Source organism: Geobacillus sp. TFV-3, from assembly GCF_009901865.1.
GTDB lineage: Bacteria > Bacillota > Bacilli > Bacillales > Anoxybacillaceae > Geobacillus > Geobacillus thermoleovorans_A.
Window position 1 is genome coordinate 585,895 of record NZ_MPSP01000001.1, and the last position, 26,398, is coordinate 612,292.

Below are 26,398 nucleotides of genomic sequence, written 5' to 3' on the forward strand. Positions count from 1 at the left end.
CCGAACATTTGTTCTAATTGTAATTATAGCAAGAACTTGGTTGGGTTTCAAATATCAACAATGTTCTTTAACAGAGCCTTTCACGAAAGACAAGGGTTTTCGATGTTGTCGTTTTTGTTGTATATAAGCTTTGACTTCATCCGAAAGAGTGGCATTCAGATGGAGTTCCTTTGCGATGACATGTAGCATCTTCGCTACATCTTCTACACGATGATGGTCAAGACTAGGGAGTAGACGAGAAACGGTTTGTTTGGCAACTTCCGATTCCAAAAATGGAACAATGCTTCCGACTTTACGAGCCACTTCTAACGAAAGCTCTGCCGTTTTTTGACGATAACTCGTTCCTCCGTTTAGATGAAATTCCCATTCTTTTTGCAACTCATGAAGGAAGTCCGCGAAAGATACTACATGTTCTTTTCCCATTACTTCATCCATTCTAAATGCCTCCTTTCCTTCAGATTGTTCATCTTTATCTTATTATATACCCTTGTCTTTAGGCTCTAACATAACTACGGATAACTTTTACTGTTATTTCATTCATCGATGTACCAATTTGTTTTGGCGTGGTTGTCTGTTAAATGTTGATTTCTGATGAATATTGTTGGGAAGTGCGTGATGTTATATGGTATTGATAAATATTGCGGAAAAGAGAAAAAAATGCAATAGAGCTTAATCCATAGCGATTAAAAGAAATGTTTAAACAGTAATTTGCTAAATCCTAACTACCATTTCCTATGATATTATTTATAAAAATGGAAATGGAGGGGTTGAGGATGAGAGAAGAAGAATTTAGAAATTACCTGATTAACAACAGTGATATTAAAAGTAAGGTGAAAGCTGTTAATTCAAGAGTGTCAAGAGCTCTTATGGTTGAAAGAGAGTTCAATGTTAATTTAGATGACGTTGTTAAAAATGATGAAGCCATGTACCATTTGTTGCTTCAAATTCAAGAGAAGTTCAGTGACAAGCTATACCATGGTAATTATCAAAATGCAGTACGAAAATATTATTTGTTTGTTAATGGAAAGGAATTTCCAAGATTGAAGCAGTATGAGAAAACAAGAGGTATTTATAAACATGTTAAATAGAATTCTTAAATATAAGGTTCATCGGATTATGTGGTGGAAGTTGTATTGGGACAAAAGTTTATCCCACCAATGAGGAATTCGTTGGATAAGTAGTATTTATATTTAATGTTTATAACAGTGACAAAAGACTGGGGGAAAGTTATGTTAGGGATAAAAGTAGAAAAACTAAATGATAACTTGGTGATTAGTTGGCTGCTATCGAAAATAGAAATACCCATTTCTGATATTGTAGAAGTAACACTTGACGATACTTATGGTGGGGAGGAGAAAACAGCTATCAGAATTGGTACACCATATGGTGAAACGGATAGAGTTGTCATTCAAACACATTCTAATACCTATATTTTATTTACGACGGATGCAATCTCCATTAAAAATAAAATCTGTTCGTTTATAAACGATGAACTCAAACAGAAATGAAATTCTATTCATGCAGGTGTAAAAACAAACTGCTAACTAATGAAGAATGTACAAACATACTCATGTTATGTCAAGAAAATAGACATGATAAACAGAGCGAAATAGCTGAATTTGTGCAGCTACTCGTTTCTGATTAGCGTAATAAGTAGCTTCAAATTGGCATGGTGATATATAGCCGAACGCTGAATGACTCGTTTTCGGTCGTAAAAACATTCAATGTTGTCTGAGCTTACAAGGCTCGTACCATTATTTTCTTTGTATTCGACTACCTAACAGTTGAAGAGGATGTTTAAGCTAGCTTTAGTTCCTAGTAAAAGAACACAAAAAAATATAGAGTGGTTAAAGAATAAAGGTGTTTGAAAGTTGCACATGTTTTGTGCAGCTTTTCGTTATCCCGAGACATTAATGAAAAGACGAATATATGCTCAAAATATAACAAAAAGGATCAGTTTTTTTGCTAGGTTACATGGAAGGAATACGGGAAAATACTAGATTTCTTGCATCCATCTGCTTTTACAAAAACTGGAGGTTGATCGAATGGACCTGGGGACAATTCGATCTACTTTAGTATTTGTGATGTAGTGAAGATAAAACTTTGTTTATTTCATCAAGAATAGGCTGAAAACCTTCTAAGACATTTATTTTTGTATGTGGGCGCAAATCTGAACGAACAGTGTTTCTTAAAATTCTTCGTTTTGGTCTCGATAAGTTTTGAATTGGTTTCTGAATATTTGTGTCCGTTCTACACTCCTTTTTTTCATCATACCCTAATGCGTAAAGATATTGTTTTAAACTCTCTTCAACACATGATATGATGAGCAAAATAAATGACTCCTCATTTCCTTCCACCATTGCTTTTTCTAATGCTTCGTAGTAATCTAGACGGGAATCAGTTTTTACAATAGCTGGCGGGTAACCATGTTGCATCAGGATAAGGTTCATGACTAATCGAGCTGTCCGACCATTCCCGTCCGCAAACGGATGGATAGATACTAGCTGAAAATGAAAGCGTGCTGCTAATTCTACAGGATGAAGGGTATCTTTATTCTTTTCATACCACTTCAACAATTGATTCATTTTTTCTTGAACATGCAGAAAATGCACAGGATGATGCATGCTACCAGAGATCCGAACATTATAACTTCTGTACTGTCCAGCGTTTCCGTCGTTGATACCTTTTAATACCAAATAATGAAGTTGTTTGATTACAGACTCAGTCAAAGGTTCTTGTTTGGCAACCAATTCCTCCACAAAATCAATCGCTTCCGCATGGTTGACTGCTTCTAAATGCTCGTTAAGTTTCTTTCCTCCGATGGTAATTCTCTCTTCGACTACCACTTTTGTTTCTAACAGACTCAATGTATTCCCTTCTATAGCGTTCGAATGATAAATCCATTCAATCCGAAAAAAATCCCTTAAATTTTTTACTAGTCCTGCAGGTAATGGGCGATGAGCATCTAATTTTTCTTTTAACTGATCTACTGTATCAAACATCGTTATGTTTTCTCCTTTTTACATTTATTTATTATTTTACATTATCGATTAGCTACTTTAAAAGTGACGAGGAAAAGGGGAACAATGAATATGTATCGAAAAGATATTATACGTATGGAGGTGTGCATATGTCGAAGCTAATCCCGAGACGGGAAGGACAGAAATTAACATATAAAAGTATGGAAAAACTTCCAGAAAAAATAGAACTGATTAATGGAAATTTCTCTTTTACGGAAAATGAGAAAAAAGCTTTATTGTTAGCGCTTCATACAAACACGGGGCTAGAGTTTCTAATTAACGTGCTGCCAGAGCAATCATTGCTGGCACTCAAAAATTTAATTTGTGCGACGAATGAAACAAAAAATGATAAAAGTGTTGAAAAAATGGTGAAAAGAGTGTCGAAAGTTGGAGTGCCCGAGATTTCATTATCACCACATACTGAAAGGTTAATGAAGCAGAATCAGGATGTTATTGAGTTTTTGCAGGGACTGAAAGGGAAACGTTTTTTGTAGACCGCTTTCCATTTTGACTAGGACAATATCCTTTAAAACAACTTTCAGGAAACATAAACCTTTATATATAGGGAGAAATTTTTTTCTTAGGTATATCACTTCTCTCTGGAAGAGGGATGTACCCTACGATATTTCACATGGGAAGAAAGCTAACTCAGGGAAGAAGAGATTTTCCTCAGAAAGAACGTTTCTCTTGGAAATAGATCCTATGACAGAAATAAAAGTTCTTCCCATGGGAGGAAAGCCACATCTCCAGTTAGCGTGCCACAACATGGGAGGAATCACTTCTAATGTGGAACAAGGATTTGTTAGAAGTGAATTTGCATTGAATCCAGGACGATTGCTTTTGCTAAGTTAATGAAAACGTTTTCGTATATGTTGGTGTTTTGCCCACTTCAATTAATGTAAAACGAGGAAATGCGTTATTAACATGTGTATAACATGTGGAAAAAGTAAGAAAATTTCATATAAAATATGAGATAATATGAGATAATGTATAAAAAATAAGAAAATCAAGGTGGTTCAATGAAGTTAATGAATGAGTTTTATCAGCAGCTACCTTTGCCTGTTCAACGGTTAGGAAAAGACTATGCAAAAATGAAAATCAAATGGTTTCGATTGCCTGATTGTCCGCAAAAAGATTTGCTAAGGGGCGACATGGCACGAGTGTTGAACAAGGTGTATTTCTAACAAGCACTTAATGATTTTCCAATTCAGCTGTGGATGGAGTACATCAAACATTTAATTGACCAACAAGTCAATATTTTGCCTAAAATTCACGAGTTTGATTAATAAACTATATGATAATTGTCATAATGTTTATTAATAAATATAGTAGGTATTGTGTAAATGATAAGAAAAATGTATGAATGAATTGTGGGAAATTTTATCATTAGATTTCATAATTAATAAGAACACTATAGCACTTGGTAAATAAAGTGAAAACCAAGTGCTTTTTTATTTGTTTGCAGTTATGAAAGCGTATCGAAAAATCTATAATGCAATGTGCTAAACAAAAAACAGGATTCAATTTATGAAGTCTATTGAAAGGAAAAACATTCGAAAAGGGGAGAAATGGAAAATGAGTAGAGATAAGCAAATCGGTGAGAATTTTGCAGCTTTAATGAGATACTACCGAGCTAAGAGAGAACTCACTTTAGCAGAACTTTCCGAAATGACGGATATCTCTACTTCTTATCTTAGCCGCATTGAGAAAGCGGAAAGATTATGCATATCTATACAAGTTATGACTAAAATAGTGAAGGCGCTAAACATTCCCAACGGTCAAGTTTTAGAAGTTTTAGGATTGGAGAATGGAGAAATATATGAAGGGTGTGAGGAAAACAAGTGAATACATCACTATTTGAAAAGAGGCAGAAATTATTTCGGTCTGCCTCTTTGTTTTTAATGAAAAAGATACAGAGAAAAAATTTCTGAAAACTATATTTTTCAGAAATTATTTGTTGTATTCTTTAGCAATACAAAATTTACAGGTGATGAATAAATTTTCAATACTAAGGAAGTAAACATAATTCGTGCATGACATGAAAGTCTTTTTTGCGTATTTGGATAATAAAGGATTGACATTCATCATTTATTTGTTATATAGTTCATTTGACAATATTGTTAAATTTTATATTTAACAAAAGAGGGGGTAAAATGTTACTTGGTGATATTGCAGAGATTAAGACAGGACTAGTTTTGAGTAGGAAAAAAGCTACAATTGAGTACAACATTCAAGCAACATATAAGTTGCTGACTCTAAAAAATATTGATGAAGACGGCAATTTTAATGATGAGCCGTTTGAGGAGTTCCACAGTAATGAAGATTTAGATCCACATTACTTTACGGTTGAAGGGGATGTTCTTATTCGGCTTAGCTATCCGAATACAGCCGTATACGTTGGGAAACAACAAGCTGGATTATTAGTTCCATCTTATTTTGCCATTATCAAGGTGGAACATGATAAATTTTTACCCGAATACATTGCGTGGTATCTAAATTTGACAAAGATATCATTCAACTGATTAAAGAAGACGAGTGGATGATGGATATATTAAGAGCAGTAAAGTCGTTGAATTTACCTGATTGGTGGGTCTGTGCTGGATTTGTTCGTTCGAAGATATGGGATGTGTTACATGATTTTAAAGAAAGAACTCTTATTCCAGATATTGATGTTATCTATTTTGATGATACCAATATGGAAGAATTAGAAGAAAAGAAGTTAGAAATTAGATTAAGAAATATCCTTCCTAACATTCCTTGGTCAGTGAAAAATGAGGCAAGAATGCACGTTGTCAATAACATTCCTCCGTATTCATCTTCCGTAGATGCTATATCGAAGTTTCCAGAAACAGCAACATCTTTAGGTGTAAAATTAGATGAAAAGGATGACATTATCTTGGTTGCTCCTTGGGGAGTAGATGATGTGATTAATTTGGAAGTAAAACCGACACCCTATTTTAAAGAATCAAAAGAACTATCAAAGATTTACGAAGAACGGATAACGAAAAAGAACTGGAAAGATATTTGGTATAAGGTTAAAGTTTTTCATATTGAAAATTCTTATTAAACTCCCATATAAGAACAGAATTTTTGCCTTAATCTGTGGTGCCGTGAAGCGATGCATGGGTGGCTACGGGTAGGATAGTGGAATTATATAATTGAAGTAGGTATAGGGAAGGTAAAACAGATAGGAAGGGTGATTATTTTGTCTTTTAGGGAGCAATTTGTAAATATTGACGGACAATGGGCTTACATTGGACAACCTAAAAAGTCGAATGGTTACGGCGTTATTTTTTTAGGTGGATCTATTGCCTTTGTGTCAAACAATAGTAGTGATTGGCATGAAGATTTAAATAAAAGAGCATTATTTCACTCTTTATTGGAAGAGGGGTACACAATCGGTTATTCCAACGCTCATGGAGCGAATTTTGGAAATGATAAAGCCCTACAAGACATCAAAAATTTACATAAGTATATGGTTAAAGAAACAGGAATTAATTATTCTGTTCATTTGTTTGCGATTAGCATGGGAGGTCTGCTCGCTTTAAGGTTAATGAGAAACGTTGATTTTGTTCAATCAGTTGCATTTTCACAGCCACTTTTAGACGTAAAAGAGCAGAGAAAATACGAAAATGATTATATTAAGAGGAATAATTTAGACATGGATGACCCAACGGGAAAAGCAATTGCTTTATCGCACGAAATTGATTATAGTACCGTGGATGCATATATTGATAAAACGTTTGATCTTGAAAAACTTGCATTAGCTCCTACTCCGTGTAAAATTTGGCACGGCACGGGAGATGAAAATGTTCCTGTTGAAATCAATGCATTGCCGTTCGTGGAGTTAAGAATTAAACACAAATTACAAATTGCTTTAGAAGTTGTTCCTGGAGTAGGACACGATAAAAACGGTGCTTGTTATTCAGACCATAAAGGTATTATTCAATTTTTCCATCAAAACGAAAAATAGCAACAATTTTTCTTCAACTAACGGGTACCATGCTAAAACAATCGGGGGAGAGGAGATACATATGCCATTAACCATTCGTCAAGCTTTAAAAGAAGATATTCCACATTTGTGTCATCTGATGAAAGAATTAAGTGGTCACGAAATCTCTCAAGAGGAAATGAATAACAGATTAGAGTTTATAGAGGATAGCCCTTTTGATTCCCTGTATGTTTGCGAAGAAAATGGCGTTATTTTAGGGTTACTTGGGTTTCGTATTCGTGAGAATTTAGAAGAAGTAAGCAAATATGGTGAAATCTCTGTCATTGTTGTTGATTCGGGCATACGTCGTAAAGGTGTTGGGCGGTTCTTGATGAACTATGCCGAAAAATTAGCTTTTGAAAAAGGGTGTATTGGAACTTGGTTGGTAAGTGGCTTTGGGAGAGAGGAACAAGCCCATCAATTTTATAAAGAATTAGGTTATGAAATAACGGGATATCGTTTCGTGAAACGCTTTTAAACATATCAATTTGTTGAATCCCCCGTAGTGGGGTTTTTGTTGTTATGCTAACTAATGCGATAGAGGAACAAGACATACAAAAAGGTTCAAAAATTAAAATATCAACATTAACGTTTAACAGACGTCCATGGCAATAATAATTGGCACATTGATGAATGAAATTATCCACAGTTATTTCAGGGTAGAGCAATTTTTTAAAAGATATTCTTGATAAAACCAAAACTTAAATGTTAGAATGAAGTAAAAACAACATGAAAGAAGGCTATCTTTCAATAAATTTATATGGTTATATCGTCTTACGTTAAATCATACAACCTTCCCTAATCCTTTAATAGAGATTTCTAAGGGAAGCTTTGTAATGGCAGATTATACAATTTCATTGCTTGACATTAGCAGTGATGGGGAATCTGCTAAACTCCGTATTCAAATGGAAGATACGCAAGGGAATCATTTTGACACCACTATAAAAGTTGGTGAAAAAGATGATTTGAGAAAAATCACAAAGGATGATCGTTTAAGAGGATTTAAAGTTTTACGGATTGGTCAACAGCATGGTGAGCCATACGTTAAGTTTGATAATGAGGTGGTTGTAAGAAAGTTTGAACCATACCATTTTACTGCTGAAAAGGCTGTGAAAGTCCAAAAACGTATAGTGGAAGCCGAAAAGACTACCTATCCGATTCCAGACTTTATTACTCGTGTAGCGAATGAAACGAATCTTACCAAGAAAACGATCTTCGAAATTTTTAAGCGAATGAATCCAAAGCAAAAAGAGAAGATTTTTTATAATCCAGAAGGATGGATTTCTGAGTTTTTGTCACAAATTCGCATAACATTAAGTGACCATATCGTTAAAAACATTGATTTTGAAATTATCGATGATAATGATGAGAACTATGATATTGAAGAGTTGTTCCCGCCAATAGTGAAACACCCTCAAAGAGAACTAATAGAGGCGGGAAAAGCAGGATTATATGATAAAGTGCAAGTTGATTCTGATGTCGAGCGGGGATTTATACAGAATCAAGTAATTCCCGATGCTGAGGAGAACAATACGATTCTTTATTTTAAATTTCCACCTAAATTTAAAATTCAGTTGCCAAAAATTATTGGTAATTACAATCCAGATTGGGGTATTGTACGCAGGTACAAAGATGGGACTCTTAAATTAGAATTAGTTCGTGAAACCAAAGGGGGAGTAGATTTAGAAAGACTCCGCTTCCCGAAAGAAAAACGCAAAATCCTGTGTGCAGAAAAATATTTCAGAAAGTTAGGTATTGATTATCGTGTTGTTACAGATACAACATACGATTGGTATAAAAAAGAAGAAAAGCAAATCAGCCTATATGATTAAATAAGTTTAGGCATTATGTTAAAATATAAGCCAAAAATTGGTTGTGGTTAACCATACAATCAATAAGAGGATATTATGTTCAATATAAGAACATATATCCTCTTATTTTTGGTTCCTTGAAGAGCTGTCAAAACGACTTAGTGTTTCAATTAGTGCTTCTTATTTTTGTTCCGCATAGAAAGTAGAGAGAAAAATAATCCTTTGTTTCAAACTATGGCTAAGCTTATTGAAGGTCCTTGAATTTTAATATAGAAGAAGTTTTCCAGTCATTTGGTTTTAAAGCGTGCAAAATTTATCCAAATAAAGAAAGTTGATCTCCCAGAGGTCAGATTTCTTTATTATGCTCAAGTTTATATAACTAATTAGAATAAATTATTAATTAATTCTATGTCTTCATCAGAAAGTCGGTTATCAATCTGATGGGGGGAAGAATGGTGATTATTTTTTAAAGGAAAATTATTGGATTGAAGAGTGTCTATCACGATTTTTCTCACTTCCTCTTGCCAATTTGAGGTTCCCTCCATATCTGCTTTTATTAATCTGCAGATATATTCACTGATGTTCTCTTTACGTTTTTTCATTTCCATTAAATAGAGATAAACATCTTCGTATTTTTCCTTGAAACTGATGGAAATCTTACGCTTTGCCATTTACCTTCGCCTCTAATACTGTTAGGAAAGTAATAACATTAGCGAATTGAGCATCAGGAGCAATTGTTGCGAATGGGAGTTGTTGCTTAATAGCATCTTTCAATAGAAGGCTTCCTCCACCCACAAAAACGACAAACGTATTAGCAAATGAAATTTTGCGGCTTTTTGCGTAGTTTAGAATTTGATGGACATGATTATCTATCATCGTTTCGATCAATATTCTGCTCTCTTCTTGTTTCTCGCCATTTAGGTAAAGGTATCCGTCTTGAAAAATCTGTTGAACGACATCATCGGTGATCATTGTTCCGTATCTCGTGCTAAGTGTTTCAGCAATTTGACCACGTAAAATGTTTACTCCCAAGTTGCTGACCGCCATTCGCTCATATTGAGGGATAAGGTTATAGAATTCGAGGTAACTCGTATTTAAACTTCCAATATCTACGACTAATACTCGTTTATTACGATATTCGTCCATTTTTTGATAAATGGTTCCCAATGCTTCAGGGAGAAGTAGAACAGAATTGATCCGAAATGAAAATGCTTTGCCATTCACTTCTAAACCAATTAACTGTCCGTTGTTTTGGATAAATTCACTAAATTCTTTTTTCTTTTGCTCATTTTTGTACAAATTCAACGGTATATTGATGGCAAGATCAACATCAGCAAATGCGATCGACCCTTTCGATTTTTCAAGAACTCTGGCAATAGCAGTGTAAATACATAACTTGTGTCCTAACGTTTGTTTGCTTAACTCATAATCAGTTTTTTCCTCGCTCAACATGTCTCCAATCAAATAATTTTTGTTTCCAAACTTTATAAGATGGGTATTCGGGAAAATTTCCACTCCTAAATCGTGAACCTCTGCTACCTTTGTTCTAAATTTTACTTTTTGAATGACTCCCTCTGTTTTCATAACAGCTTTTGTTGAGTGTTTTCCACTGTCGACTGCAATTAGAAATTTTCTGTTCATACATGAGTACCTCCTTTATAGTTTTATAGTGAAATCACTTTATCATATACACACAAGTGCGAATTTATAAGATAAATTCGTACTTTTTTGTCGAACAAGATGCTACTAAATGCTACAATGTCGTACCAACGTAAGGAGTGGGTTCATGATGCTATTGTTCACGTTTGCCAGAAAATTATAAAATTGAGTGAGAAGCTAATGAATATTGTGGGGGATAAGTAGTGAGAACATTAAAGGAAAGGATTATTCAACTTCTGCAGGAACATAGCGGTTTGACTGATAGGGAAATTACCAATCGATTATTGGGTGAAAAAAAGCCACAGCAACCTGTCAATCAGGCATGCAGGTCATTAGAGGCACAAGGAGTACTGAAGAGAGTGAAAAGACAAGATGGTCGCATCGGAAACTATCTCGCTACAGACGAGCATGTGGTGGATTATTTCCAGAACAAAGGAAAGAAGGACCTTGAAGAGGACAAAAAAGCCTTTTCTGAAGATAACATCAAACAGGTACTTATTTCGTATCTTCATGCAGACGGATGGAACACCCAAGTGGCATGGGGAAAGAATCGAGGAATTGATATAGATGCAACGAGAGGGACAGAGCGATGGATTATTGAAGTGAAAGGAATGGGTTCATATCAGCAAATGAATGTGAATTACTTCCTAACGATATTGGGAGAAATACTGCAACGAATGGAAGATCCTTATGCGAAGTATAGTATTGCCTTGCCTGATATACAGCAATTTCGCAATCTATGGGATCGGCTACCATTATTAGCGAAAGTGAGAACAGGTATTACGGCATTGTTTGTGGATGAAAATGGTGAAGTGACAGAAGTTACCTGAATCAATTACTCAATAAAATGACTCTATTTTTATCGATTACATTTTTTGGTTTACAGGATAGCCACCTCAGATTTATAAATAACTATTCCAATAAAAAATAACCTCTCTCCTGTTGTATACATCAAAATAAAAGATATACTTGTTCAAAATAGAAAAGAGCCTTACTTTAAATAACGGCTCTTTTGTATATTATTCTGGAATATATATTTTTTGTAGGGGCAACAAAGATCTTGTTTCACTTGGCATTTTATCGTACCACTGGACAATTAGTTTTACTAATTCTTCTAAATCAATGAGCTTGACATTGTGCTGTTTTCCTATATTTTCAGCAGCTACTGTAAATCCTCCAGTTGATACAAATATACTGTTCGCATCAATTGGGTGAGCCCCTAACAGCTGTTGAATCTCAGGACCTGATGAAGACGATTTTCGATGTTTTACCTGTACCTTAATAATTGGTTTTTCGAAACCAAATGCATCCTTATGAGCTAAAATGTCGACTCCTCTATCGGGACCTTTTTTACTTACTTTCACATTATATCCCATGGCTCGTAACAATCCAGCGACTAATTCTTGCATTTGCCACGGATCTAATTTGTCAACTTTATCTTGAATCATGGTCAATGCTTTTTGAACAAAATCATTTTTGATGACTTCCTCTTCGTTATTTTCTGGTTCACTTACTGTCTGTTCTTTACCCGCTAATAGGCTTTCCAATTCATCTCCCCAATTATCTACACGAAAAACTGTAAGAGTAGAGCCAAGGGAATTTTTCGCTTCTTGTGATAATTGGTCACGAGGAATTTGCTTCTTTTCCCATTTTACATGGATTATATTTGGATAATGTTTATCTACAATTGTTTCATTATATTCGTGCTCTTTGGTAACGGTCCCTACCAAGTATTCACGTTTATCTTTAGCATATGTAATGATTCTATCTCCTGCTTTAATTTCATGGCTAAATCTCCACACTTGGCTTGCCCAAATAATCCTCGTAGCAGGTTTCTCTTCTTCATAAATTTCGTGGGATTTCTGAATCAAAGCTTCTCTAGTTGGATAGTTTTTTGGATTTCCAAAATCCGCCCATCCTACCGAAGCAACTCCTTTTTGTTTCCAAATAGGGATAAGCTCATTACGATCTCCAGCACGGACCATCCACCAACTCATAATTATAACTCCCATCCTTTATAAAAAATTGGAGAGCTAAAATACCTCGGCTTTATTTTTTGTAATGTGTTATCGCTTACAAAGCATAATCTGTTGGGTATTCTCTAGTTGAATTTTTGAAACTATACTTGCACGCAATTGTTTTTAGTATTTTTCATATCATGATTTTACATCTTCTTTGTTAATACAATCAATGACTTGACTTTCCTTGATTCAGTAACAATATGTGTAAACGAATCAATGATATCTTTTGTTCTTTGTTTAGGAAGAGAAGATGTTGGAATAATTTAAACTAGAAAAAATAGACTGGACTTATGTAGCTACTTTTCTCTGGTTGGCATATGGTCTTTTTCGTTTAGAACGAAGCAGGTTATCAGGTAATCTATGTTCTAGTAGGGAACCTGAAAGTGAAATGTAAAGTAAAGGTTTTGAAATAAAACAAGCTCGAACCGTTTTTCTGTTTAAAAAAATAAAAATTGATGATAAAAATACAATAAAGTGGCTTGGCAGGTCACCAAATTTGTTTATTGGGTTTTATATAATGAGAATCGAATTGAAAAGTAAAAAGTGAAGGGAGGTATCTATATGATGGTAACGGCTATGAAAAGCAAAATAGGCTTAGTTACTAACTCATTTATTCCAGTGCCCATGAATGACGTTGTCATGGAGATCGTCGAGGGAATAGGTAATCTAAGAAATGCAGATGAACCGTCTTCACAACTATTTTTCAATGAATTAGTGGTTTGTACGCAAAAGAATAACAAAATTTCTATCGCTGTGACAGACAAACTTAACGTAAATGATATTACAGAAATTAAAAAACTCATTCGTCCTTCTCAAATTCAATTGCTTATATATATTTTGTTTTCATGGAGAACTCACATTTCGCACCCTCCCGACGAAAATCGGGAGGATTTTTTCATCCCGATGTCGAATAGGTCCTTGGTACACAAGGAATGCAAAGGAGTTTCCACACCATGGACGTTCGAATTCGTGCTATTTATGAAAGTTCCTATTTGAATATAATAAGCGCCATCTTCAAGGATCTTGGCCTCCCCCAGCTGATTGACCGGCTGGTTCCGGTGGATCCCCAATGCCAAACCCGAGCCAGCGATGTGGTCTGGCTGCTCATCCTGGATATCTTGAGCGGCCGTCAAGCGCTGGTTCATTTGGAACGATGGGCGCATGAAATCGATTTGCCCAAGCTGATCCGGCCGGGGCTCCAGCCTTCTTGGTTCAATGACGATGCCATCGCCCGCCATCTGGATCGCCTGTATGATGCCAACATCCATCAAGTCATTTCGGCTTGCCTTGTGCAGATCTACAAGGAGGAAGGCATCCCCCTTCGGGTGTTCCATGCCGATACGACCGATGTATCGGTTTACGGCACGTATGAATCGGCCTCGCCGGATACCCTGCATATTGCCCATGGCTACAACCGGCAACACCATTGGCAAAAGCAGATCGGCTTCGGACTGATCGGCAACGAGGATGGCGTTCCTTTTTATGGAGATGTGCACGACGGCAACCTGCCGGACAAAACGTGGAATCCCGAGGTGCTGTCCCGTGTCCATGAGCAGCTGAAGCAAGCGAAGATCGAGGACGAATGGATTTATGTGGCGGATTCCGCCGCGATGACGAAGGACACGCTGGCGCAAACGAAAGCGGCGAACGCCTTTTTGATCACCAGAGGCCCTTCGTCGCTCCGGATCGTGAAAACCGTGCTGGCGCAAGCCGATGCCAGGGACACGACGTGGAGCGATCCATTTTCGCTGGCGGAGAAAAACGGCGCCACGTATCGGGTATGGGAAACGACATCGACGTATGAAGGACATCCGGTTCGGCTGGTCGTCGTCGAATCGAGTGCCCTCGACCAACGGAAAGGAAAGACGCTCGAAAAAGAACGAGCACAAGAAGCGGAGCTTCTTGCGCAGGAACAAGCCCGTTGGGAGCGCCACCCGTTTTCGTGCCGGGAAGACGCCGAACAAGCCTTGGCATCCCTCAAGGCATCCCTTCGTCCCCGGTTCCATCGAGTGGAGGCCGTCGTCGAAGAGATCGTGCGCCCGAAAAAACGGCGCGGACGGCCGAAAAAAGGGGCGGAACCGGAAATGGAGACGCTGTACACCCTTCGCCTGAGCGTGGAATTCGACCAAGACGCGTGGGAACAGGCGAGACGGAAAGCGTCCCGGTTTGTTCTCGTCACGACGGTGCCGGAGGAATGGAAGGACCGACGAATGGACGCGAAAGAGATCTTGAAGCTGTATAAAGGGCAGATCTCGGTGGAAATGAACTTCTCCTTCCTGAAAGATCCGTTCTTTACGGACGAGATTTACGTGAAAAAACCGGAACGAGTGGCGGTGTTGGGCTATTTGTTTCTCCTCGCATTGGCCATTTACCGCGTCTTCCAGCGCCGGGTGCGTCAGTTTATTACGCCGGAGTGCCCGTTAAAGGGCGCAGGAGGCCGCAAGCTGACCCGTCCGACCGGGCAGGCGATTTTTCAGTTGTTCTGGTATGTGAAAGTCGTCCTGTTGGAGCTGCCGGATGGGCAAATCCAACGCGCGTTAGGGAAACCGCTCACCTACGAGCAGCGAAGGATTCTGCAAGAGTTGGGAATGGACGAAAGCATTTACGTCTAATCTCATAAGGAACGATGAGCGATGGTAAAAAAAGGATTGCCATCGCTTGTTGTGTTGGCTCAAAAAATATTTTAAAAAAATGAATAAAAAATCCTTTGTTTCTGCACTACTGGGGTGCGAAATGTGAGGAGAAGACATCAAAACAAAGAATTCATATTCAACGTAGGGGAGTATTTCTCACTAAAAGGGATAAGAAGAAGGGCGGAGAACATGAAACGCCTGCGAGAAGATTTAAGTATTTTATCATCCATAAACATTGAAATAGTTGGAAGAAAAAAGGGAAAAGAATATCAGGTATATGGAAATTTGTTAACCTTCGATATGATAGGACGAGATATTTACATTCAATTAGGTACATGGATTGATAACTTGGATCCCCACCCTTTCACCCTCATTAACCAAAACTTCTTCATTCCTCATTACAAAAACCACATTCCACTAGTTATGCTTTCTCTGAAATTTGCTCAGTTGTGTAAGTTAAATGCAAAAAAAGCATCTGGCGAACTAGTTGTACATCACGACACATTATTGAAATTTTTGGGTATTACCCATCAACAAATTAAAAAGCAAGGTTATTCTTACTATGTAGAAATGTTTTCTTCCATGTTTTATCAATTAGCGTTTGAGGGATATGAAATATATTTTTTAACCGATATTCATGATTATTTCTCGTTTTTAAATGCCAAAGTGGCATATAAAAATACTAGACTAAAAGAATACTATGAATCGATGTAAACCATTTTTCCTAATGCAATGGTTTATACACTTTATTAGGAATTTCTATACACTCCTCTAGGAAATGGATACACTGTGATAGGAGATATTTTCAGGAAATACAGTATTTATCAATACCTTTAGGGAATATTTTCTTCTTAATAGATTTAATAAAAAATAATAGAATGGCAAGAGCATTTTAAAATAGCTCTTGCCATTCAGAAAAAACATTAAATTCATTTAGAACAATTAAGAAAGGGAGGTTTCCTTGCTTAATGAGTTTTTTTGATCCATCCCTAATTGAAGAAGCGAAACATAGAGTAGACATTCTTAGCTACATCGAGAATGCTACATGTACAAAAGCTAAAAAAGTGGGGAAACAGTATTTTATTAATCCTTGTCCTTTCTGTGGTAGAAGGGATCACTTTGTTATTCGTCCTGATGAGCGTTATTTTAAATCGTTTAGTTGTGATCACAAAGGGGATATTATTAATTTCATGGAACAGTATGAAAATCTTTCTACAGCTGATGCAATACAAAAATTAATGAACATGGCAGGTATATCATCTTATCTCTCCTATACGGGAGAAAAAAATTCATTGACTAAGAAAAATAAAACGAAAGGAGATGTATCATCCATGACGGTAGAGATCAATTTTAATGAATTAATTAATCATCTACATCGAAATGTTGAACAAACAGATTATTTCCGTAAACGTGGACTTTCAGAAAACATTGTTAAAAAGTATAAGCTTGGGTACTCAGCAAATGGAATGAATGATGCGATCCAGCTCAGTACAGCACTAAATGAGAGACCTAGTGATGTAATGAAGGCATTTAAATATTTTTTACCGATTTGGGATGAAGACAATGTTTGCCGATATTTTATTTCAAGAGTGGATGAACAAAGCGTACCAGAAGGAAAAAAAGTAAACAAAACACACAATTTGAAAGGATATCGTGTTAAGTTATTTAATGAACGTTATCTCAAGTCTTGCAATTCTAATCTCATTTTTGTGGTAGAAGGTATTTTTGACGCACTATCTATTGAAGAATTTGGATTTTATGCTATTGCGTTGAATAGCGTTAGTAATGCAGATATGTTGATGAAAAAGATAGTCGAACAACGCAATAGTATAGAGGACAAGGCATTTGTGCTAATTCCTGACAATGATACCTCAGGAGAGAAGCTTGCTACTTTTATGAAGAAAAAAGCGGAGGAAGAAGGCATTGAACTTCGAGTGTTCCATTTACCTTCTAAATATAAGGATGTGAATGAATTCCTTGTTGACGATAGAAAAGGATTGGAAAGTTTTCTTAAAGAAATTGAGAAGCGGATTAAGAGTGAATGGGAAAAGCACTTTGTTGCGGCTTATTTAGATGATTTCGTTAAGGAAATAACGGAAAATTCATTGAAACCCATCTCAACAGGTTTTCAGGAGTTAGATAAGGTGTTGGGGGGAGGGCTTGTACCAGGTCTTTATGTATTGGGAGCAGCAACTTCTTTGGGAAAGACCGCATTTGTACAACAAATTAGCGATTATATTGCCTCCACTCATATTCCTGTTCTCTATTTCTCACTCGAAATGAGTAAAAAAGAATTAATTAGTAGAAGCCTCTCACGACAAACATTCCTCATTTCTCCTCGTAAAGCTTACACTTCACAAGATATTCTGCTTGGGAAAATTCCTCAAGAAGTTCTTATGGAAGCTTTAAGTAACTACAAAATTATCTCACATAATATGGCTATTATTGAAAGCCCATTTGATTCAGATGTGTTATCTATTCGCAACATCGTTAAGGAATATAAGACAAAATGTGACCGATTGGTTGTAGTGGTTGATTATTTGCAAATATTAATGTCCCCCAAAGGAAAAAGCTTAAGCGATAAGCAATTAGTAGATTATAACGTAACTCAGTTAAAAAAGATTAGCCGAGATTTCGATGTTCCCCTTATTGTTATTTCATCTTTCAATAGAGCACATTATGTACATTCTGTTAGCTTTGAAAGTTTTAAAGAAAGCGGAGGAATTGAGTATTCTGCGGATGTGGTGTGTGGCTTGCAGTTTAAAGATATTGATAAAGCTGCAAAAAACGAAGAAGCAAGGAGGGATTTAATTAATCAATGGAAAGCCAAAGAAATACGAGATATGGAACTCGTGATTTTGAAGCAGCGAAATGGAATTGGATATGCCAAAGTTCCATTTTACTATCAATCGAAATTTAACTATTATATTCCTGCTATAAAATAAAGGGAAGTATTTGCTTCCCTTCAAACACGTCAAGTCATATTTATTCGATAGAGAAAAGAGTAGGTTGATTATGGTTTACTAAGTATTCATCTATTGTATTGGTGCAGTAAATCCCCTTTTCAATGAAAAATCCTATAATAGATTCAAATACAGTTACGTCTGTAGCAAGACTATAACCAGCTTTTCTCAGCAGCTTTTCCGTTTCTTCCAAGTTTAGTTTTAAAGCTATAGCTATACAAAGGAGTTTGGCTTTGGATGGCTGCTTGATTTTCCCTCTAACAAGTTTATGCCAATATTCCTTCGAAATTCCTGCATCTTGAAGATCTTTGTGGCTTGCTTGCTTTTTTTCGAACATTGATTGGACAAATTTCTCAAGAGTTTCTGCATTTTCAGCTTTCTTAACCCTTTTTTCTAATTCAAATATTTCCATGCTACTAAGTGAATGTCCAAAAACGATAGAGGGGCGATCTTTTGTTAGGGTGTCGGAGTCATCAGGAATATGTAATGCTTTAACTAGCTGAATAATGGTATTGTTCTTTAAGAACAAATCTAATTCTTTTTCTAGGGAAAGTTTATCCATTAGATTTGTCCCTCCTACATTTTTCAAAAATAATGCCAAAGTGACCTGTCAGGCAACCTGTAAATTAGCACATTATTTCAGAATCCCTTTTTCAAATTATTTCAGGCGGATTCGGAAATAATGTGCAAAATTTTTGCGGATTGTTCCGGATTTTGCACATTCTTTCGGAACGTTTGCACGCTCTTTCAGATGAAGATTTCCAGCGCGCCTGATGGACCGATGGAAAAGAGAAAGCACAAAAGAGGCCGATTCGGCCCCTTTCGTGCTAATACCCCATTTCCTCTGCGGCCATGCGCACCACTTCTTCGTCAATGGCGTCCTTTTTCAGCTGATACCCGTATAACAGGCACGTCGTGGCCAACGTGTTGATCACCCGAGGCCATCCCCGCGACTGCAGGGCAATCGCCTCTAACGCCGATGGAGTGAAGATCGGATGCTTCGCCCCGGCCTGTTTCATCCGATGCTCGATGTAGCCCGCCACCTCTTCCTTCTCCAGCGGCCCCATCCGGTATCGCATGATGATCCGCTGATCGAGAGGGCGGTGCTGATTGAGCCGCAGCTTCCCCTGTAAATGGGGCAGCCCGGCCAAAATCAAGACAAATGGGTTGGTCGAATCCATCTCAAAGTTGAACAAGATGGCGATGTCCTGTAAAAATGCATCCTTTGCTAAATGCATCTCGTCCAAAATGAACACCGGCGTGATCCGTCGTTCATGATACAATCGCTCGATCGCCTGCTGGATTTGGCGGAAGAGGTCTACCTTGCGGTACTTCGGTTCCTCTCCTAATCCCAAGGCCAGTCCACGGTAAAAATCCATCACGCCTCCGGTGGATAACGGAAAGTAGACGACATGATACAATGATGGATTCAATGACTCTTTCAGCGCCCGAAGGGCGAACGTCTTGCCCGCCCCCGGCTCTCCGATCAACAGCCCGATCCCCCGGGTTCGTTTCACGTACTCCAGCGCCCGCAACGCTTCCTGAAATGGCGCCCCTTGATACGCCTTGGACGGGTCTGTTTCTTTCGCAAACGGCTCCCGCGAAAGGGAGTAAAACGATTTATACACCGTGTTCTCCCTCCTTCGCCGGAATCGCCGCAAACGGGGACCGATGGCGTTTTACATAGGCGTTGTCCTCCAAACGAACTCGAACGGCCTCCGCCACCTTCCTTCCATCTTCGTACACATAGACGCCCCGTTCATCATAGCGGAGTTCAATCGATTGCCCAATGAACTGGGGCGGCACTTCATACAGCTGCTTGTTCAAGGTGATCGTTCCATCGGCTTTGACCTTGCGGTGCTCCCGTTTCAGAAAAATCGCATCCAGCCAATCGCCATCTTCGATGAACGACACGAGATGCACTTGCGATTGAAACACCTCATGCGGCGTTTTTCCGTCCAGTGAGGCGTGCGGTTTTCGATGATACTCCTCTTCAAGCCACCTCCAAAAGCGCTCGTTCAGCTCTTCGAGCGACTTCGGGGGATCCAACTCCAGCAGCGGATAAAACCGCGTCTGTACGGTGCGGAAGAACCGTTCGATTTTCCCTTTGCTTTGCGGATCATACGGCTGGGTGTGGATGAGCGTAATCCCCATCTCGGCGCACGCATACTGCAGCACCTCGGATCGATAAATTTTCCCGTTGTCCGAGTAAATGCGCTTCGGCTTCCCGCAACGAAGCACCGCTTCCTTCGTGACGATCCGCAGCCCGTCAAACTTCTCCGAAGGGAAAAACTGCGCGTACGGCACCAACCGCGAGCAGTCATCGATATAGGCGATCAAAAACGTTTTCTGGGCTTTCCCATTGACTCGAATCGTTGGTCCATGGGATAAGTCCCCTTGCCAAAGCTCATTGATCTGGTCATACGCAAAGCGTTTTCGCTCCGGCATGGGCAAAATTTCTTTCCCGACAAGGTTGTGTTTTTTCAATAATCGGTATATAGTAAAGTAAGAGGTATGGTTTTCTGGGATTTCCCCCTGCTCGATTAGGTGTTCGTAGAACACCGTCACGGGCATGGTGGGATGTTCTTTTCTTAGGGCTAAAATATGATCCTCATCATCGGGCGACAGACGCCTTGAGTGGCCGCGGTCCGAACGGCGCTTCGGCTTTAAGGCGTCAAAGCCCCCTTTTTTGTATCGGGTGCACCAATCGAGGATCGTCTTGGCTGCGATTCGCTTGTCGCCCTGGTGGGGAACATGGTGCACTCGCTCGCTCACCTCTTTCAGATACGTCTTCGGTTCCACCTGCCCATTCACCAACGGAGCGATTAGCCCGTACCGAAACAGGGCAATGTCGTGTCTCATCGACTCATCCATTCGAATCTCCTCCTGGTCTCACTTGGAATCAGGACCGTTCCGGTCCTCCTGCCCTTATCGTACCGAATTGCTTTTTCTCCGTCGATAGGAAAGGTTTGTGGGAACCTCAATCATTTCCAATTTAGGATATATATGTAAAATCAGGATCCCATTTAATTTGCAAAAGGGTGTCGGAATCCGTCCTCCCACATCTCTCTGATGACCGAATAGAGACCGTGTTCCTCCAACGTCCGGATCCACCAAGAAGCCCGTTCCTTTTCTTTTTTCACGATAGGGCCTATGATCCTCCACCGCCTCGCAAAAAAGCTATGAAGGTTTGATAGGTTTCGGTAGAACCGTCGGACATAAAAGATGATGCCGTCCTTTGTCGGGAGGAACGGAGCCTGGTTCGTCCCCTCGGTCAATCCCAACTGTTCTTTCACAACTTGCCATACGGCGGACAACGTATACTGAAAATACGGGAGGAGAAAGGAAGGCAGCACACTCACCGTCTTCAAGCATTCCCGACAGCGATACCGGACAATCCAAATGCGATCATCACCATGTGGGGTCAATGCGTTTCGCTCATAGTAACCGTGGCGGTGCAACGGGCGCTTGGCCCGGCAATGCGGACACTGTGTCAGAAGAGGGAAGTCGTTTTCTTTTCCACGCTCTGCATACGTTTGGACGTCAATGCCAAAGTCATGAAATTGAATCACGTCCTCCTCCCCTCCTCTGAACCGATGGATTTTCTCTTCCGAAATAATTCACAAAAAATTTAGCACATTCTTTCAGAAAAGGGGAGAGGGCTTTCTGAAAGAATGTGCAAAAAAATGGCTCTTTTGTTCCGAAATAAAGTGATAATTTACACAACCCAAAAAGGGTTGTTGTCTATATACAATAAAATCGTAGAACGAAATAACCAAATTTTCAATATAAGGAGGAGATAAAATGAAAGTAAAATCAAGTGTACAATCCCTAACTGTTCACGTATTTAGTGATGAACCTGTATGGAAACATCTGAAAGAATTTCCTGCAAATTTTGTTGATGAGGCGATGTTAGAAGACAAAGCAAAAAACATGATTATCATGCTTAACACTTTATACCAAAATACCAAAACCCAGTTAGCAAAGTATTTTACAATAAATGAAGCAGCGATGATTGTCGAATGTGCTGGCGAGTATGCGCTTGTGCCAATGATGAGAGTGAGTAGTTATAAAGAATTGTTAATGAACCAAGTAAAAAGAGGAATAGAAAAATACAATAGCCATCAGAAATATCAAGTGGATAAAGATGTATTGCTAAATAAATTAAACCAATTAACAGAGTTTGAATGCTTTACAGTAATTAAAATGGCAGACGAATGGGAACGTGAATGGCTTGAAGATAGAAACTCTGGAAGAGTTTCGAATGGACCAGAACGGACAATGAAGATTTTTGGGATAGAGGAAGAAGATTTAGATGAGAAATAAAAATAAGAAAAACATTAAGTTGGTTTTGGAAAGGCTGGTCCCAAAAGCAAAGGACCAGACCCTTTCCATATATGTTATCGATATAACATAACTCCTTCTATTAGCTCACATAGCTAGAACAAGCTCAAACCGAAAAGTCTTTTAAAGATTTAAAAGGAGATTACTTCATCCTTTATCACTACACTCTTTGCTTGACGAAACGAGTCACTGTAATGACTGCACAGTGTTCCTGAAACCTACGTATTTTAACAAAGACCATTTTGGGCAACCTCAAAATCCCTCGAATCGACATCTTTATGAATTCATCGTTACCCCTCCTCGTAACTACTTTCCTCATTTTAAGCTTGTGTATCTCACTTTTTACACCAATACGACTATTTCCAAGAAAGATAAATGGATAAAAGCAATCAAACATGAATTGGGGGATAATAAATGATTAAAAACTTTCGAAATTTGAATGTATATCAACGAGCGAAAGCTCTTACGCAAGAGATTTACTTTTTGACACAGACCTTTCCAAAGTTTGAAATGTGTGAGTTAGGATCCCAAGCAAGACGTGCAGCAACAAGTATTTGTTTGAATATTGCAGAAGGGAATTCGCAACTATATCCAGCAAAGGAAATCAATCATTTGAATATTGCGTTGGGAAGTACTGCAGAATTAAGAGCAATTTTAGACTTAATTTTGCAGTTAGGATATATCGACGAAGCGCAGTTTCAAAAAGTGGATAGGGAGGTAGAAGAAATGCAGAAAATGTTGTACTCGATGATCAAGAGGCTTCGGGTGAAAGATGCTAATGGTGTTTAAGCTATGGGGGGTTAGAAGAGATTTCTTGCTCCGCTGTTTCGTGGAGTAAGGAATCTCCACTAAAATCAAGCAGCGTTGAACATATAGACAGTTATAAACCCAGGCACAGAAATCTATACTATGTCAGAACAAAAAAACATGAAGGGAGAGAAGATAAGATGTTAGATAAGCTTTCAATAATTGTGGAGGAAATTAAAAAGCAAAAGAAAGAACTTGAACAGATTGAAAAAGAAGTATCGTTGTTGGATAACAAAAGACTACAAAAAGTCGTGGAGATTGCAAAAGAGGCAATCATTTTCGAGAAAATTTTCAAAGAGAAAATTGAATATAACAATAGTAGAGAATGGCACAGCGATAGTATAGAGTATTTTTACGATGAAAATGGCAAACCTCTTAAAGGGGTTTTAGTAGGAGAAATTAATCTATCTTATCATCGAGGCAATACGGGGGGGAACGGGTAGATAAGGAGTTGTTTCTAATGGAGGATGGAAGTTGGAAGGTATTTATTTATAAAGCAAGATGGACTTATTATGCCGATTATTCCAACGAATATAAAAGAACGATTGCAGAAAATCAAGATATTAGCATGTTTGATATAGATGAAATTATTAAAAATATAATTGAGGAGGTAAAGAGCAGTCTAAAATATATTGTTGATGGGAAAAACAAACAATTAGAAAGATTACAAAAACTAAAAAGTCTAAAAATATCTTAAATTACCTCACATTTAGGGAGTACTTTTCACTAAAATGTTAGGGTTAGACTATGGTTTTTGTTATGGGGCAAATGATATGAAATTATGAAAAGAACGAGCAGGTGGCAAAGATTGCTCGTTCTTTTAATTTACATCTTCTTTTTGGTTATAGTGGTAACATTTTTTAGACTTCATCGATAATCTTATTTCTTTCCTCTTAATATTTTAAAAGTATACTAATTTTGGTTTATTATTGAAAAATGTTATAATTAATTTAAATAATTTTCTGTTTTTTAGAGGTGAAAATCGTACTATGGGAGATAAGCTTCTCTTAAAAAGTAAAGATAGAAATGTACTGATTTTCAGTGAAATAACAAAAGATTATGATTGGTTTTTAAAACTGCTGATTGAGAATGAAAAGATTACAGACAGTTTAATTAATGCCCTAACATCAGAGCAACAAAATTTTATTAAATATATGGTCCCTGTTTTGTTAAAGGAAGCAACGAGTGAATGGAAAGAAAGTTCTCGTCCTCCTATTGATTTAGGGGAAGACAGAAGTCGATGGGGGAATTGTAGCTTATGTAATAAACCCAATCGATATCTTCATTTTATCGATAACAGAAAGTCGGGAAAAACTATAAATGTTGGTAGTGAGTGCGTGAAAGAGTATGCATTTAATGAAACTGACATTATTTATCGAAGAAAAGAAGCCAGAAAGATTCGAAGACTAAGTATATTGAATGATAAGATACCAGGTGTAAAAAACATCGTAGAAAATTGGAAGGATAGATTGGACAAATTTGAAATTCTAATTCCTACTCCCTTGTCCAAAAACTACGAGCAGTTAGGGGAGAAACTTCAAAAGATATATGATGATTTCTTAAGTGGAAAGGGAAGCGAGAGTACGATATATCAAATTTATAAGTTAATTCAACAGGGTGAAGATGAAATTAAGGAATTTGAAGATTATGTAAAAAAAGAAAGGGATAATGAGTTCATTGTTACAAGAAATATGGTGAATTGGTTAAAAAGACAAAATAATTCTAAAGCTTCTAAGGCGCTTGAGTGGGTAAGAGAAGAAGGGAAAGTTTCTTATCGAGCAGCACATCGTATAGCAGAAAAGGGATTTATGGAAACGGTCAAAACAAAGATGAACGCTTATTTGAATAACATTGGAGTATTTATTGAGGGAATTTTACCAATCGAAGAATCATATATAATCAAAATTATTCCATTAGAGCAGTGTTTTATGCAGATGAAACATGAGGATTTAGTATTACACTTTGGTTGGATTATGTTTAACGAAGAAGTGTTAACACCATTATCTGTTAAAAATGTGCTCAAACATTGTAAAATAGTCGATGAAAAATCAATAGATGTGTTATTAAAAGCTATTGCAGGGAACTTAAAATCATCTCCGATTAAAGTTAAAGGATATGTCTACGATTATAATGAAGTAGTTATACACGACCTGAGTAAAAATCTGTTTTTACTCTTAAACTTGAAGGAGTTTGTTGCAAAGTATAAACTATTGGCTTTCGAACAAAATGCTACTTTAATTAGTGATCTCCAAAGTAGTAAAGGTAAATATGTAAATATTGGAGAATATATCAGACTCAGAGAAAGAGCGGGTTATATAAATTTATAAATTATTGATTTCGAAAGATTTTATTTTTTCTTTGGGGAGGGAAATCAATGAAAAACATAGAAGAAATAAAACCATCGATAGGAGATATTATTCATACTGCTGTTAAGGCAGGCATATCTTCTATTCCAATGATAGGTTCATTTGCGAGTGAGTTCTATTCCATGGTAATTACTCCTCCTTTAGAAAAGAGAAAGAATGAATGGTTAAATAGTTTAGCAGAAAAAGTGAATGAATTAGAACAAAAACAGAAAATATTAGTTGATAATCTGTCTAAAAATGATCTATTTATTACTGCAGTTTTGCAAGCTACACAAATTGCATTAAGAAATCATCAAGAAGAAAAGTTAAGAGCATTAAGGAATGTGGTTTTAAATACAGCAATAAATACTTCAATTGAGGATAACAAGGTAATGATGTTTTTACAGTTTGTTGATACATTAACGGTTTGGCATCTGAAAATTTTAGTGTTTTTAAATAATCCTCGAAAGTGGTTAGTAGACAATAAGAAAGAGTTCCCTAACATCTTGATAGGTAGTCCTGCCCATATTCTCGAAACAGCTTTTCCTGAGCTTAAAAATAATAGGAATTTTTACGATAAGATTATCAGGGATTTATATTTAAATGGATTAATAAACATAGAATCGTTACATATAACGATGAGTTCAGATGGTATGTATGCATCAAGAACTACCGAGTTTGGCAAAGAGTTTATTGAATTTATCCAATCACCATTGAAAGACAATGAATAAAGAAACATATGAATAAAACAAAACAACATTAGAATAATAATAAGTTATGTATAGAGTTTTTGGTTTCTTATTT

29 protein-coding genes and 1 pseudogene are annotated in these 26,398 nt (G+C 37.4%); 21 read left to right on the plus strand and 9 right to left on the minus strand.

Annotated features, from left to right (window positions below):
* Window positions 1-54 precede the first annotated feature (54 nt).
* A complete protein-coding gene (locus BJQ97_RS02990) occupies window positions 55-435 on the minus strand; it encodes a hypothetical protein (RefSeq protein ID WP_160155446.1) in 381 nt (126 codons plus the stop codon).
* Between the two features lie 338 nt (window positions 436-773).
* On the opposite strand from BJQ97_RS02990, the gene BJQ97_RS02995 reads away from it, so the two are divergent.
* A complete protein-coding gene (locus BJQ97_RS02995) occupies window positions 774-1,088 on the plus strand; it encodes a hypothetical protein (protein ID WP_160155447.1) in 315 nt (104 codons plus the stop codon).
* Window positions 1,089-1,229: 141 nt separating this feature from the next.
* Window positions 1,230-1,508 (plus strand): SunI/YnzG family protein, encoded by a 279-nt coding sequence (locus BJQ97_RS03000; RefSeq protein ID WP_160155448.1) that lies wholly within the window; start codon window positions 1,230-1,232, stop codon window positions 1,506-1,508.
* Window positions 1,509-2,264: 756 nt separating this feature from the next.
* Here BJQ97_RS03000 and BJQ97_RS03005 read toward each other — a convergent pair.
* Window positions 2,265-3,002, minus strand: a pseudogene (locus BJQ97_RS03005) (Fic family protein); the annotation flags it as partial.
* Window positions 3,003-3,130: 128 nt separating this feature from the next.
* On the opposite strand from BJQ97_RS03005, the gene BJQ97_RS03010 reads away from it, so the two are divergent.
* From BJQ97_RS03010 to BJQ97_RS03040, 8 genes are all read left to right on the plus strand, one after another.
* Window positions 3,131-3,514, plus strand: coding sequence for a type II toxin-antitoxin system SpoIISB family antitoxin (locus tag BJQ97_RS03010; RefSeq protein WP_160155450.1), 384 nt, complete (start codon window positions 3,131-3,133; stop codon window positions 3,512-3,514).
* A gap of 525 nt (window positions 3,515-4,039) precedes the next feature.
* Window positions 4,040-4,204, plus strand: coding sequence for a hypothetical protein (locus tag BJQ97_RS17585; protein WP_236567113.1), 165 nt, complete (start codon window positions 4,040-4,042; stop codon window positions 4,202-4,204).
* 343 nt (window positions 4,205-4,547) lie between these two features.
* Window positions 4,548-4,865 (plus strand): helix-turn-helix domain-containing protein, encoded by a 318-nt coding sequence (locus tag BJQ97_RS03015; RefSeq protein WP_160155451.1) that lies wholly within the window; start codon window positions 4,548-4,550, stop codon window positions 4,863-4,865.
* Between the two features lie 308 nt (window positions 4,866-5,173).
* On the plus strand, window positions 5,174-5,542 hold the full coding sequence (locus tag BJQ97_RS03020; protein WP_160155452.1) for a restriction endonuclease subunit S domain-containing protein: 369 nt from the start codon (window positions 5,174-5,176) through the stop codon (window positions 5,540-5,542).
* Between the two features lie 17 nt (window positions 5,543-5,559).
* Window positions 5,560-6,087, plus strand: a complete 528-nt coding sequence (locus BJQ97_RS03025; protein WP_407066437.1) for a nucleotidyltransferase family protein — start codon at window positions 5,560-5,562, stop codon at window positions 6,085-6,087.
* 129 nt (window positions 6,088-6,216) lie between these two features.
* Entirely contained in the window at window positions 6,217-6,993 is a 777-nt protein-coding gene (locus BJQ97_RS03030) for an alpha/beta hydrolase family protein (RefSeq protein WP_236567114.1), read from the plus strand.
* A 61-nt stretch (window positions 6,994-7,054) separates the two neighbouring features.
* A complete protein-coding gene (locus tag BJQ97_RS03035; RefSeq protein ID WP_160155454.1) occupies window positions 7,055-7,489 on the plus strand; it encodes a GNAT family N-acetyltransferase in 435 nt (144 codons plus the stop codon).
* 358 nt (window positions 7,490-7,847) lie between these two features.
* Complete coding sequence (locus BJQ97_RS03040) at window positions 7,848-8,843, plus strand: restriction endonuclease (RefSeq protein ID WP_236567117.1); 996 nt, start codon at window positions 7,848-7,850, stop codon at window positions 8,841-8,843.
* Between the two features lie 362 nt (window positions 8,844-9,205).
* Here BJQ97_RS03040 and BJQ97_RS03045 read toward each other — a convergent pair whose 3' ends face one another.
* Together BJQ97_RS03045 and BJQ97_RS03050 are read right to left on the minus strand one after the other, a co-directional pair.
* On the minus strand, window positions 9,206-9,493 hold the full coding sequence (locus BJQ97_RS03045; protein WP_160155455.1) for a hypothetical protein: 288 nt from the start codon (window positions 9,491-9,493) through the stop codon (window positions 9,206-9,208).
* Window positions 9,480-10,463: a ParM/StbA family protein gene (locus BJQ97_RS03050; protein WP_160155456.1), complete on the minus strand. Its 984-nt coding sequence runs from the start codon at window positions 10,461-10,463 to the stop codon at window positions 9,480-9,482. Before BJQ97_RS03050 ends, BJQ97_RS03045 begins: the two co-directional genes overlap by 14 nt.
* Before the next feature lie 221 nt (window positions 10,464-10,684).
* Here BJQ97_RS03050 and BJQ97_RS03055 point away from each other — a divergent pair, with 221 nt between their 5' ends.
* The gene (locus BJQ97_RS03055) at window positions 10,685-11,311 is read left to right on the plus strand and encodes a MarR family transcriptional regulator (protein WP_160155457.1); all 627 of its coding nucleotides are present in this window, start codon (window positions 10,685-10,687) and stop codon (window positions 11,309-11,311) included.
* 189 nt (window positions 11,312-11,500) lie between these two features.
* Here the strand turns inward: BJQ97_RS03055 and BJQ97_RS03060 are convergent, their stop codons facing one another.
* Entirely contained in the window at window positions 11,501-12,481 is a 981-nt protein-coding gene (locus tag BJQ97_RS03060; protein ID WP_160157523.1) for a restriction endonuclease, read from the minus strand.
* A 582-nt stretch (window positions 12,482-13,063) separates the two neighbouring features.
* Between BJQ97_RS03060 and BJQ97_RS03065 the strand changes: the two genes are divergently transcribed.
* The 4 genes from BJQ97_RS03065 (at window position 13,064) to BJQ97_RS03080 (ending at window position 18,080) form a co-directional block, all read left to right on the plus strand.
* Window positions 13,064-13,498 carry a hypothetical protein gene (locus BJQ97_RS03065; protein ID WP_160155458.1) on the plus strand — a complete coding sequence of 145 codons (435 nt, stop codon included), beginning with the start codon at window positions 13,064-13,066 and terminating at the stop codon, window positions 13,496-13,498.
* Window positions 13,456-15,114, plus strand: coding sequence for an IS1634 family transposase (locus BJQ97_RS03070; protein ID WP_160155196.1), 1,659 nt, complete (start codon window positions 13,456-13,458; stop codon window positions 15,112-15,114). Before BJQ97_RS03065 ends, BJQ97_RS03070 begins: the two co-directional genes overlap by 43 nt.
* Window positions 15,115-15,324: 210 nt before the next feature.
* Window positions 15,325-15,849 carry a hypothetical protein gene (locus BJQ97_RS03075; protein ID WP_160155459.1) on the plus strand — a complete coding sequence of 175 codons (525 nt, stop codon included), beginning with the start codon at window positions 15,325-15,327 and terminating at the stop codon, window positions 15,847-15,849.
* Window positions 15,850-16,103: 254 nt separating this feature from the next.
* Entirely contained in the window at window positions 16,104-18,080 is a 1,977-nt protein-coding gene (locus BJQ97_RS03080; protein ID WP_160155460.1) for a DnaB-like helicase C-terminal domain-containing protein, read from the plus strand.
* A 40-nt stretch (window positions 18,081-18,120) separates the two neighbouring features.
* On the opposite strand, the gene BJQ97_RS03085 is transcribed toward BJQ97_RS03080, so the two are convergent.
* The 4 genes from BJQ97_RS03085 to BJQ97_RS17590 all read right to left on the minus strand — a co-directional run bounded on the left by BJQ97_RS03085 (window position 18,121) and on the right by BJQ97_RS17590 (window position 21,670).
* Window positions 18,121-18,660 (minus strand): hypothetical protein, encoded by a 540-nt coding sequence (locus BJQ97_RS03085; protein ID WP_160155461.1) that lies wholly within the window; start codon window positions 18,658-18,660, stop codon window positions 18,121-18,123.
* Window positions 18,661-18,925: 265 nt separating this feature from the next.
* Complete coding sequence (locus BJQ97_RS03090; RefSeq protein WP_160155462.1) at window positions 18,926-19,726, minus strand: ExeA family protein; 801 nt, start codon at window positions 19,724-19,726, stop codon at window positions 18,926-18,928.
* On the minus strand, window positions 19,719-20,972 hold the full coding sequence (locus BJQ97_RS03095) for an IS481 family transposase (RefSeq protein WP_160155463.1): 1,254 nt from the start codon (window positions 20,970-20,972) through the stop codon (window positions 19,719-19,721). Before BJQ97_RS03095 ends, BJQ97_RS03090 begins: the two co-directional genes overlap by 8 nt.
* Before the next feature lie 152 nt (window positions 20,973-21,124).
* Window positions 21,125-21,670 (minus strand): DUF6431 domain-containing protein, encoded by a 546-nt coding sequence (locus BJQ97_RS17590; RefSeq protein ID WP_079935676.1) that lies wholly within the window; start codon window positions 21,668-21,670, stop codon window positions 21,125-21,127.
* Window positions 21,671-21,902: 232 nt separating this feature from the next.
* Between BJQ97_RS17590 and BJQ97_RS03105 the strand changes: the two genes are divergently transcribed.
* From BJQ97_RS03105 to BJQ97_RS03130, 6 genes are all read left to right on the plus strand, one after another.
* Window positions 21,903-22,424 carry a hypothetical protein gene (locus BJQ97_RS03105; RefSeq protein ID WP_160155464.1) on the plus strand — a complete coding sequence of 174 codons (522 nt, stop codon included), beginning with the start codon at window positions 21,903-21,905 and terminating at the stop codon, window positions 22,422-22,424.
* 432 nt (window positions 22,425-22,856) lie between these two features.
* Window positions 22,857-23,231 carry a four helix bundle protein gene (locus BJQ97_RS03110; RefSeq protein ID WP_160155465.1) on the plus strand — a complete coding sequence of 125 codons (375 nt, stop codon included), beginning with the start codon at window positions 22,857-22,859 and terminating at the stop codon, window positions 23,229-23,231.
* 158 nt (window positions 23,232-23,389) lie between these two features.
* Complete coding sequence (locus BJQ97_RS03115; protein ID WP_160155466.1) at window positions 23,390-23,692, plus strand: hypothetical protein; 303 nt, start codon at window positions 23,390-23,392, stop codon at window positions 23,690-23,692.
* Between the two features lie 17 nt (window positions 23,693-23,709).
* A complete protein-coding gene (locus tag BJQ97_RS03120) occupies window positions 23,710-23,946 on the plus strand; it encodes a hypothetical protein (protein ID WP_160155467.1) in 237 nt (78 codons plus the stop codon).
* Window positions 23,947-24,238: 292 nt separating this feature from the next.
* A complete protein-coding gene (locus BJQ97_RS03125) occupies window positions 24,239-25,576 on the plus strand; it encodes a hypothetical protein (protein ID WP_160155468.1) in 1,338 nt (445 codons plus the stop codon).
* 47 nt (window positions 25,577-25,623) lie between these two features.
* A complete protein-coding gene (locus tag BJQ97_RS03130) occupies window positions 25,624-26,325 on the plus strand; it encodes a hypothetical protein (RefSeq protein WP_160155469.1) in 702 nt (233 codons plus the stop codon).
* Window positions 26,326-26,398: the final 73 nt, after the last annotated feature.

Coding starts and splice junctions, on each gene's coding strand:
- BJQ97_RS02990 (WP_160155446.1), bottom strand. CDS start 435: ATGGATGAAGTAATGGGAAAAGAACATGTAGTATCTTTCGCGGACTTC.
- BJQ97_RS02995 (WP_160155447.1), top strand. CDS start 774: ATGAGAGAAGAAGAATTTAGAAATTACCTGATTAACAACAGTGATATT.
- BJQ97_RS03000 (WP_160155448.1), top strand. CDS start 1,230: ATGTTAGGGATAAAAGTAGAAAAACTAAATGATAACTTGGTGATTAGT.
- BJQ97_RS03010 (WP_160155450.1), top strand. CDS start 3,131: ATGTCGAAGCTAATCCCGAGACGGGAAGGACAGAAATTAACATATAAA.
- BJQ97_RS17585 (WP_236567113.1), top strand. CDS start 4,040: ATGAAGTTAATGAATGAGTTTTATCAGCAGCTACCTTTGCCTGTTCAA.
- BJQ97_RS03015 (WP_160155451.1), top strand. CDS start 4,548: ATGAAGTCTATTGAAAGGAAAAACATTCGAAAAGGGGAGAAATGGAAA.
- BJQ97_RS03020 (WP_160155452.1), top strand. CDS start 5,174: ATGTTACTTGGTGATATTGCAGAGATTAAGACAGGACTAGTTTTGAGT.
- BJQ97_RS03025 (WP_407066437.1), top strand. CDS start 5,560: ATGATGGATATATTAAGAGCAGTAAAGTCGTTGAATTTACCTGATTGG.
- BJQ97_RS03035 (WP_160155454.1), top strand. CDS start 7,055: ATGCCATTAACCATTCGTCAAGCTTTAAAAGAAGATATTCCACATTTG.
- BJQ97_RS03040 (WP_236567117.1), top strand. CDS start 7,848: ATGGCAGATTATACAATTTCATTGCTTGACATTAGCAGTGATGGGGAA.
- BJQ97_RS03045 (WP_160155455.1), bottom strand. CDS start 9,493: ATGGCAAAGCGTAAGATTTCCATCAGTTTCAAGGAAAAATACGAAGAT.
- BJQ97_RS03050 (WP_160155456.1), bottom strand. CDS start 10,463: ATGAACAGAAAATTTCTAATTGCAGTCGACAGTGGAAAACACTCAACA.
- BJQ97_RS03065 (WP_160155458.1), top strand. CDS start 13,064: ATGATGGTAACGGCTATGAAAAGCAAAATAGGCTTAGTTACTAACTCA.
- BJQ97_RS03070 (WP_160155196.1), top strand. CDS start 13,456: ATGGACGTTCGAATTCGTGCTATTTATGAAAGTTCCTATTTGAATATA.
- BJQ97_RS03075 (WP_160155459.1), top strand. CDS start 15,325: ATGAAACGCCTGCGAGAAGATTTAAGTATTTTATCATCCATAAACATT.
- BJQ97_RS03080 (WP_160155460.1), top strand. CDS start 16,104: ATGAGTTTTTTTGATCCATCCCTAATTGAAGAAGCGAAACATAGAGTA.
- BJQ97_RS03085 (WP_160155461.1), bottom strand. CDS start 18,660: ATGGATAAACTTTCCCTAGAAAAAGAATTAGATTTGTTCTTAAAGAAC.
- BJQ97_RS03095 (WP_160155463.1), bottom strand. CDS start 20,972: ATGGATGAGTCGATGAGACACGACATTGCCCTGTTTCGGTACGGGCTA.
- BJQ97_RS03105 (WP_160155464.1), top strand. CDS start 21,903: ATGAAAGTAAAATCAAGTGTACAATCCCTAACTGTTCACGTATTTAGT.
- BJQ97_RS03110 (WP_160155465.1), top strand. CDS start 22,857: ATGATTAAAAACTTTCGAAATTTGAATGTATATCAACGAGCGAAAGCT.
- BJQ97_RS03115 (WP_160155466.1), top strand. CDS start 23,390: ATGTTAGATAAGCTTTCAATAATTGTGGAGGAAATTAAAAAGCAAAAG.
- BJQ97_RS03120 (WP_160155467.1), top strand. CDS start 23,710: ATGGAGGATGGAAGTTGGAAGGTATTTATTTATAAAGCAAGATGGACT.
- BJQ97_RS03125 (WP_160155468.1), top strand. CDS start 24,239: ATGGGAGATAAGCTTCTCTTAAAAAGTAAAGATAGAAATGTACTGATT.
- BJQ97_RS03130 (WP_160155469.1), top strand. CDS start 25,624: ATGAAAAACATAGAAGAAATAAAACCATCGATAGGAGATATTATTCAT.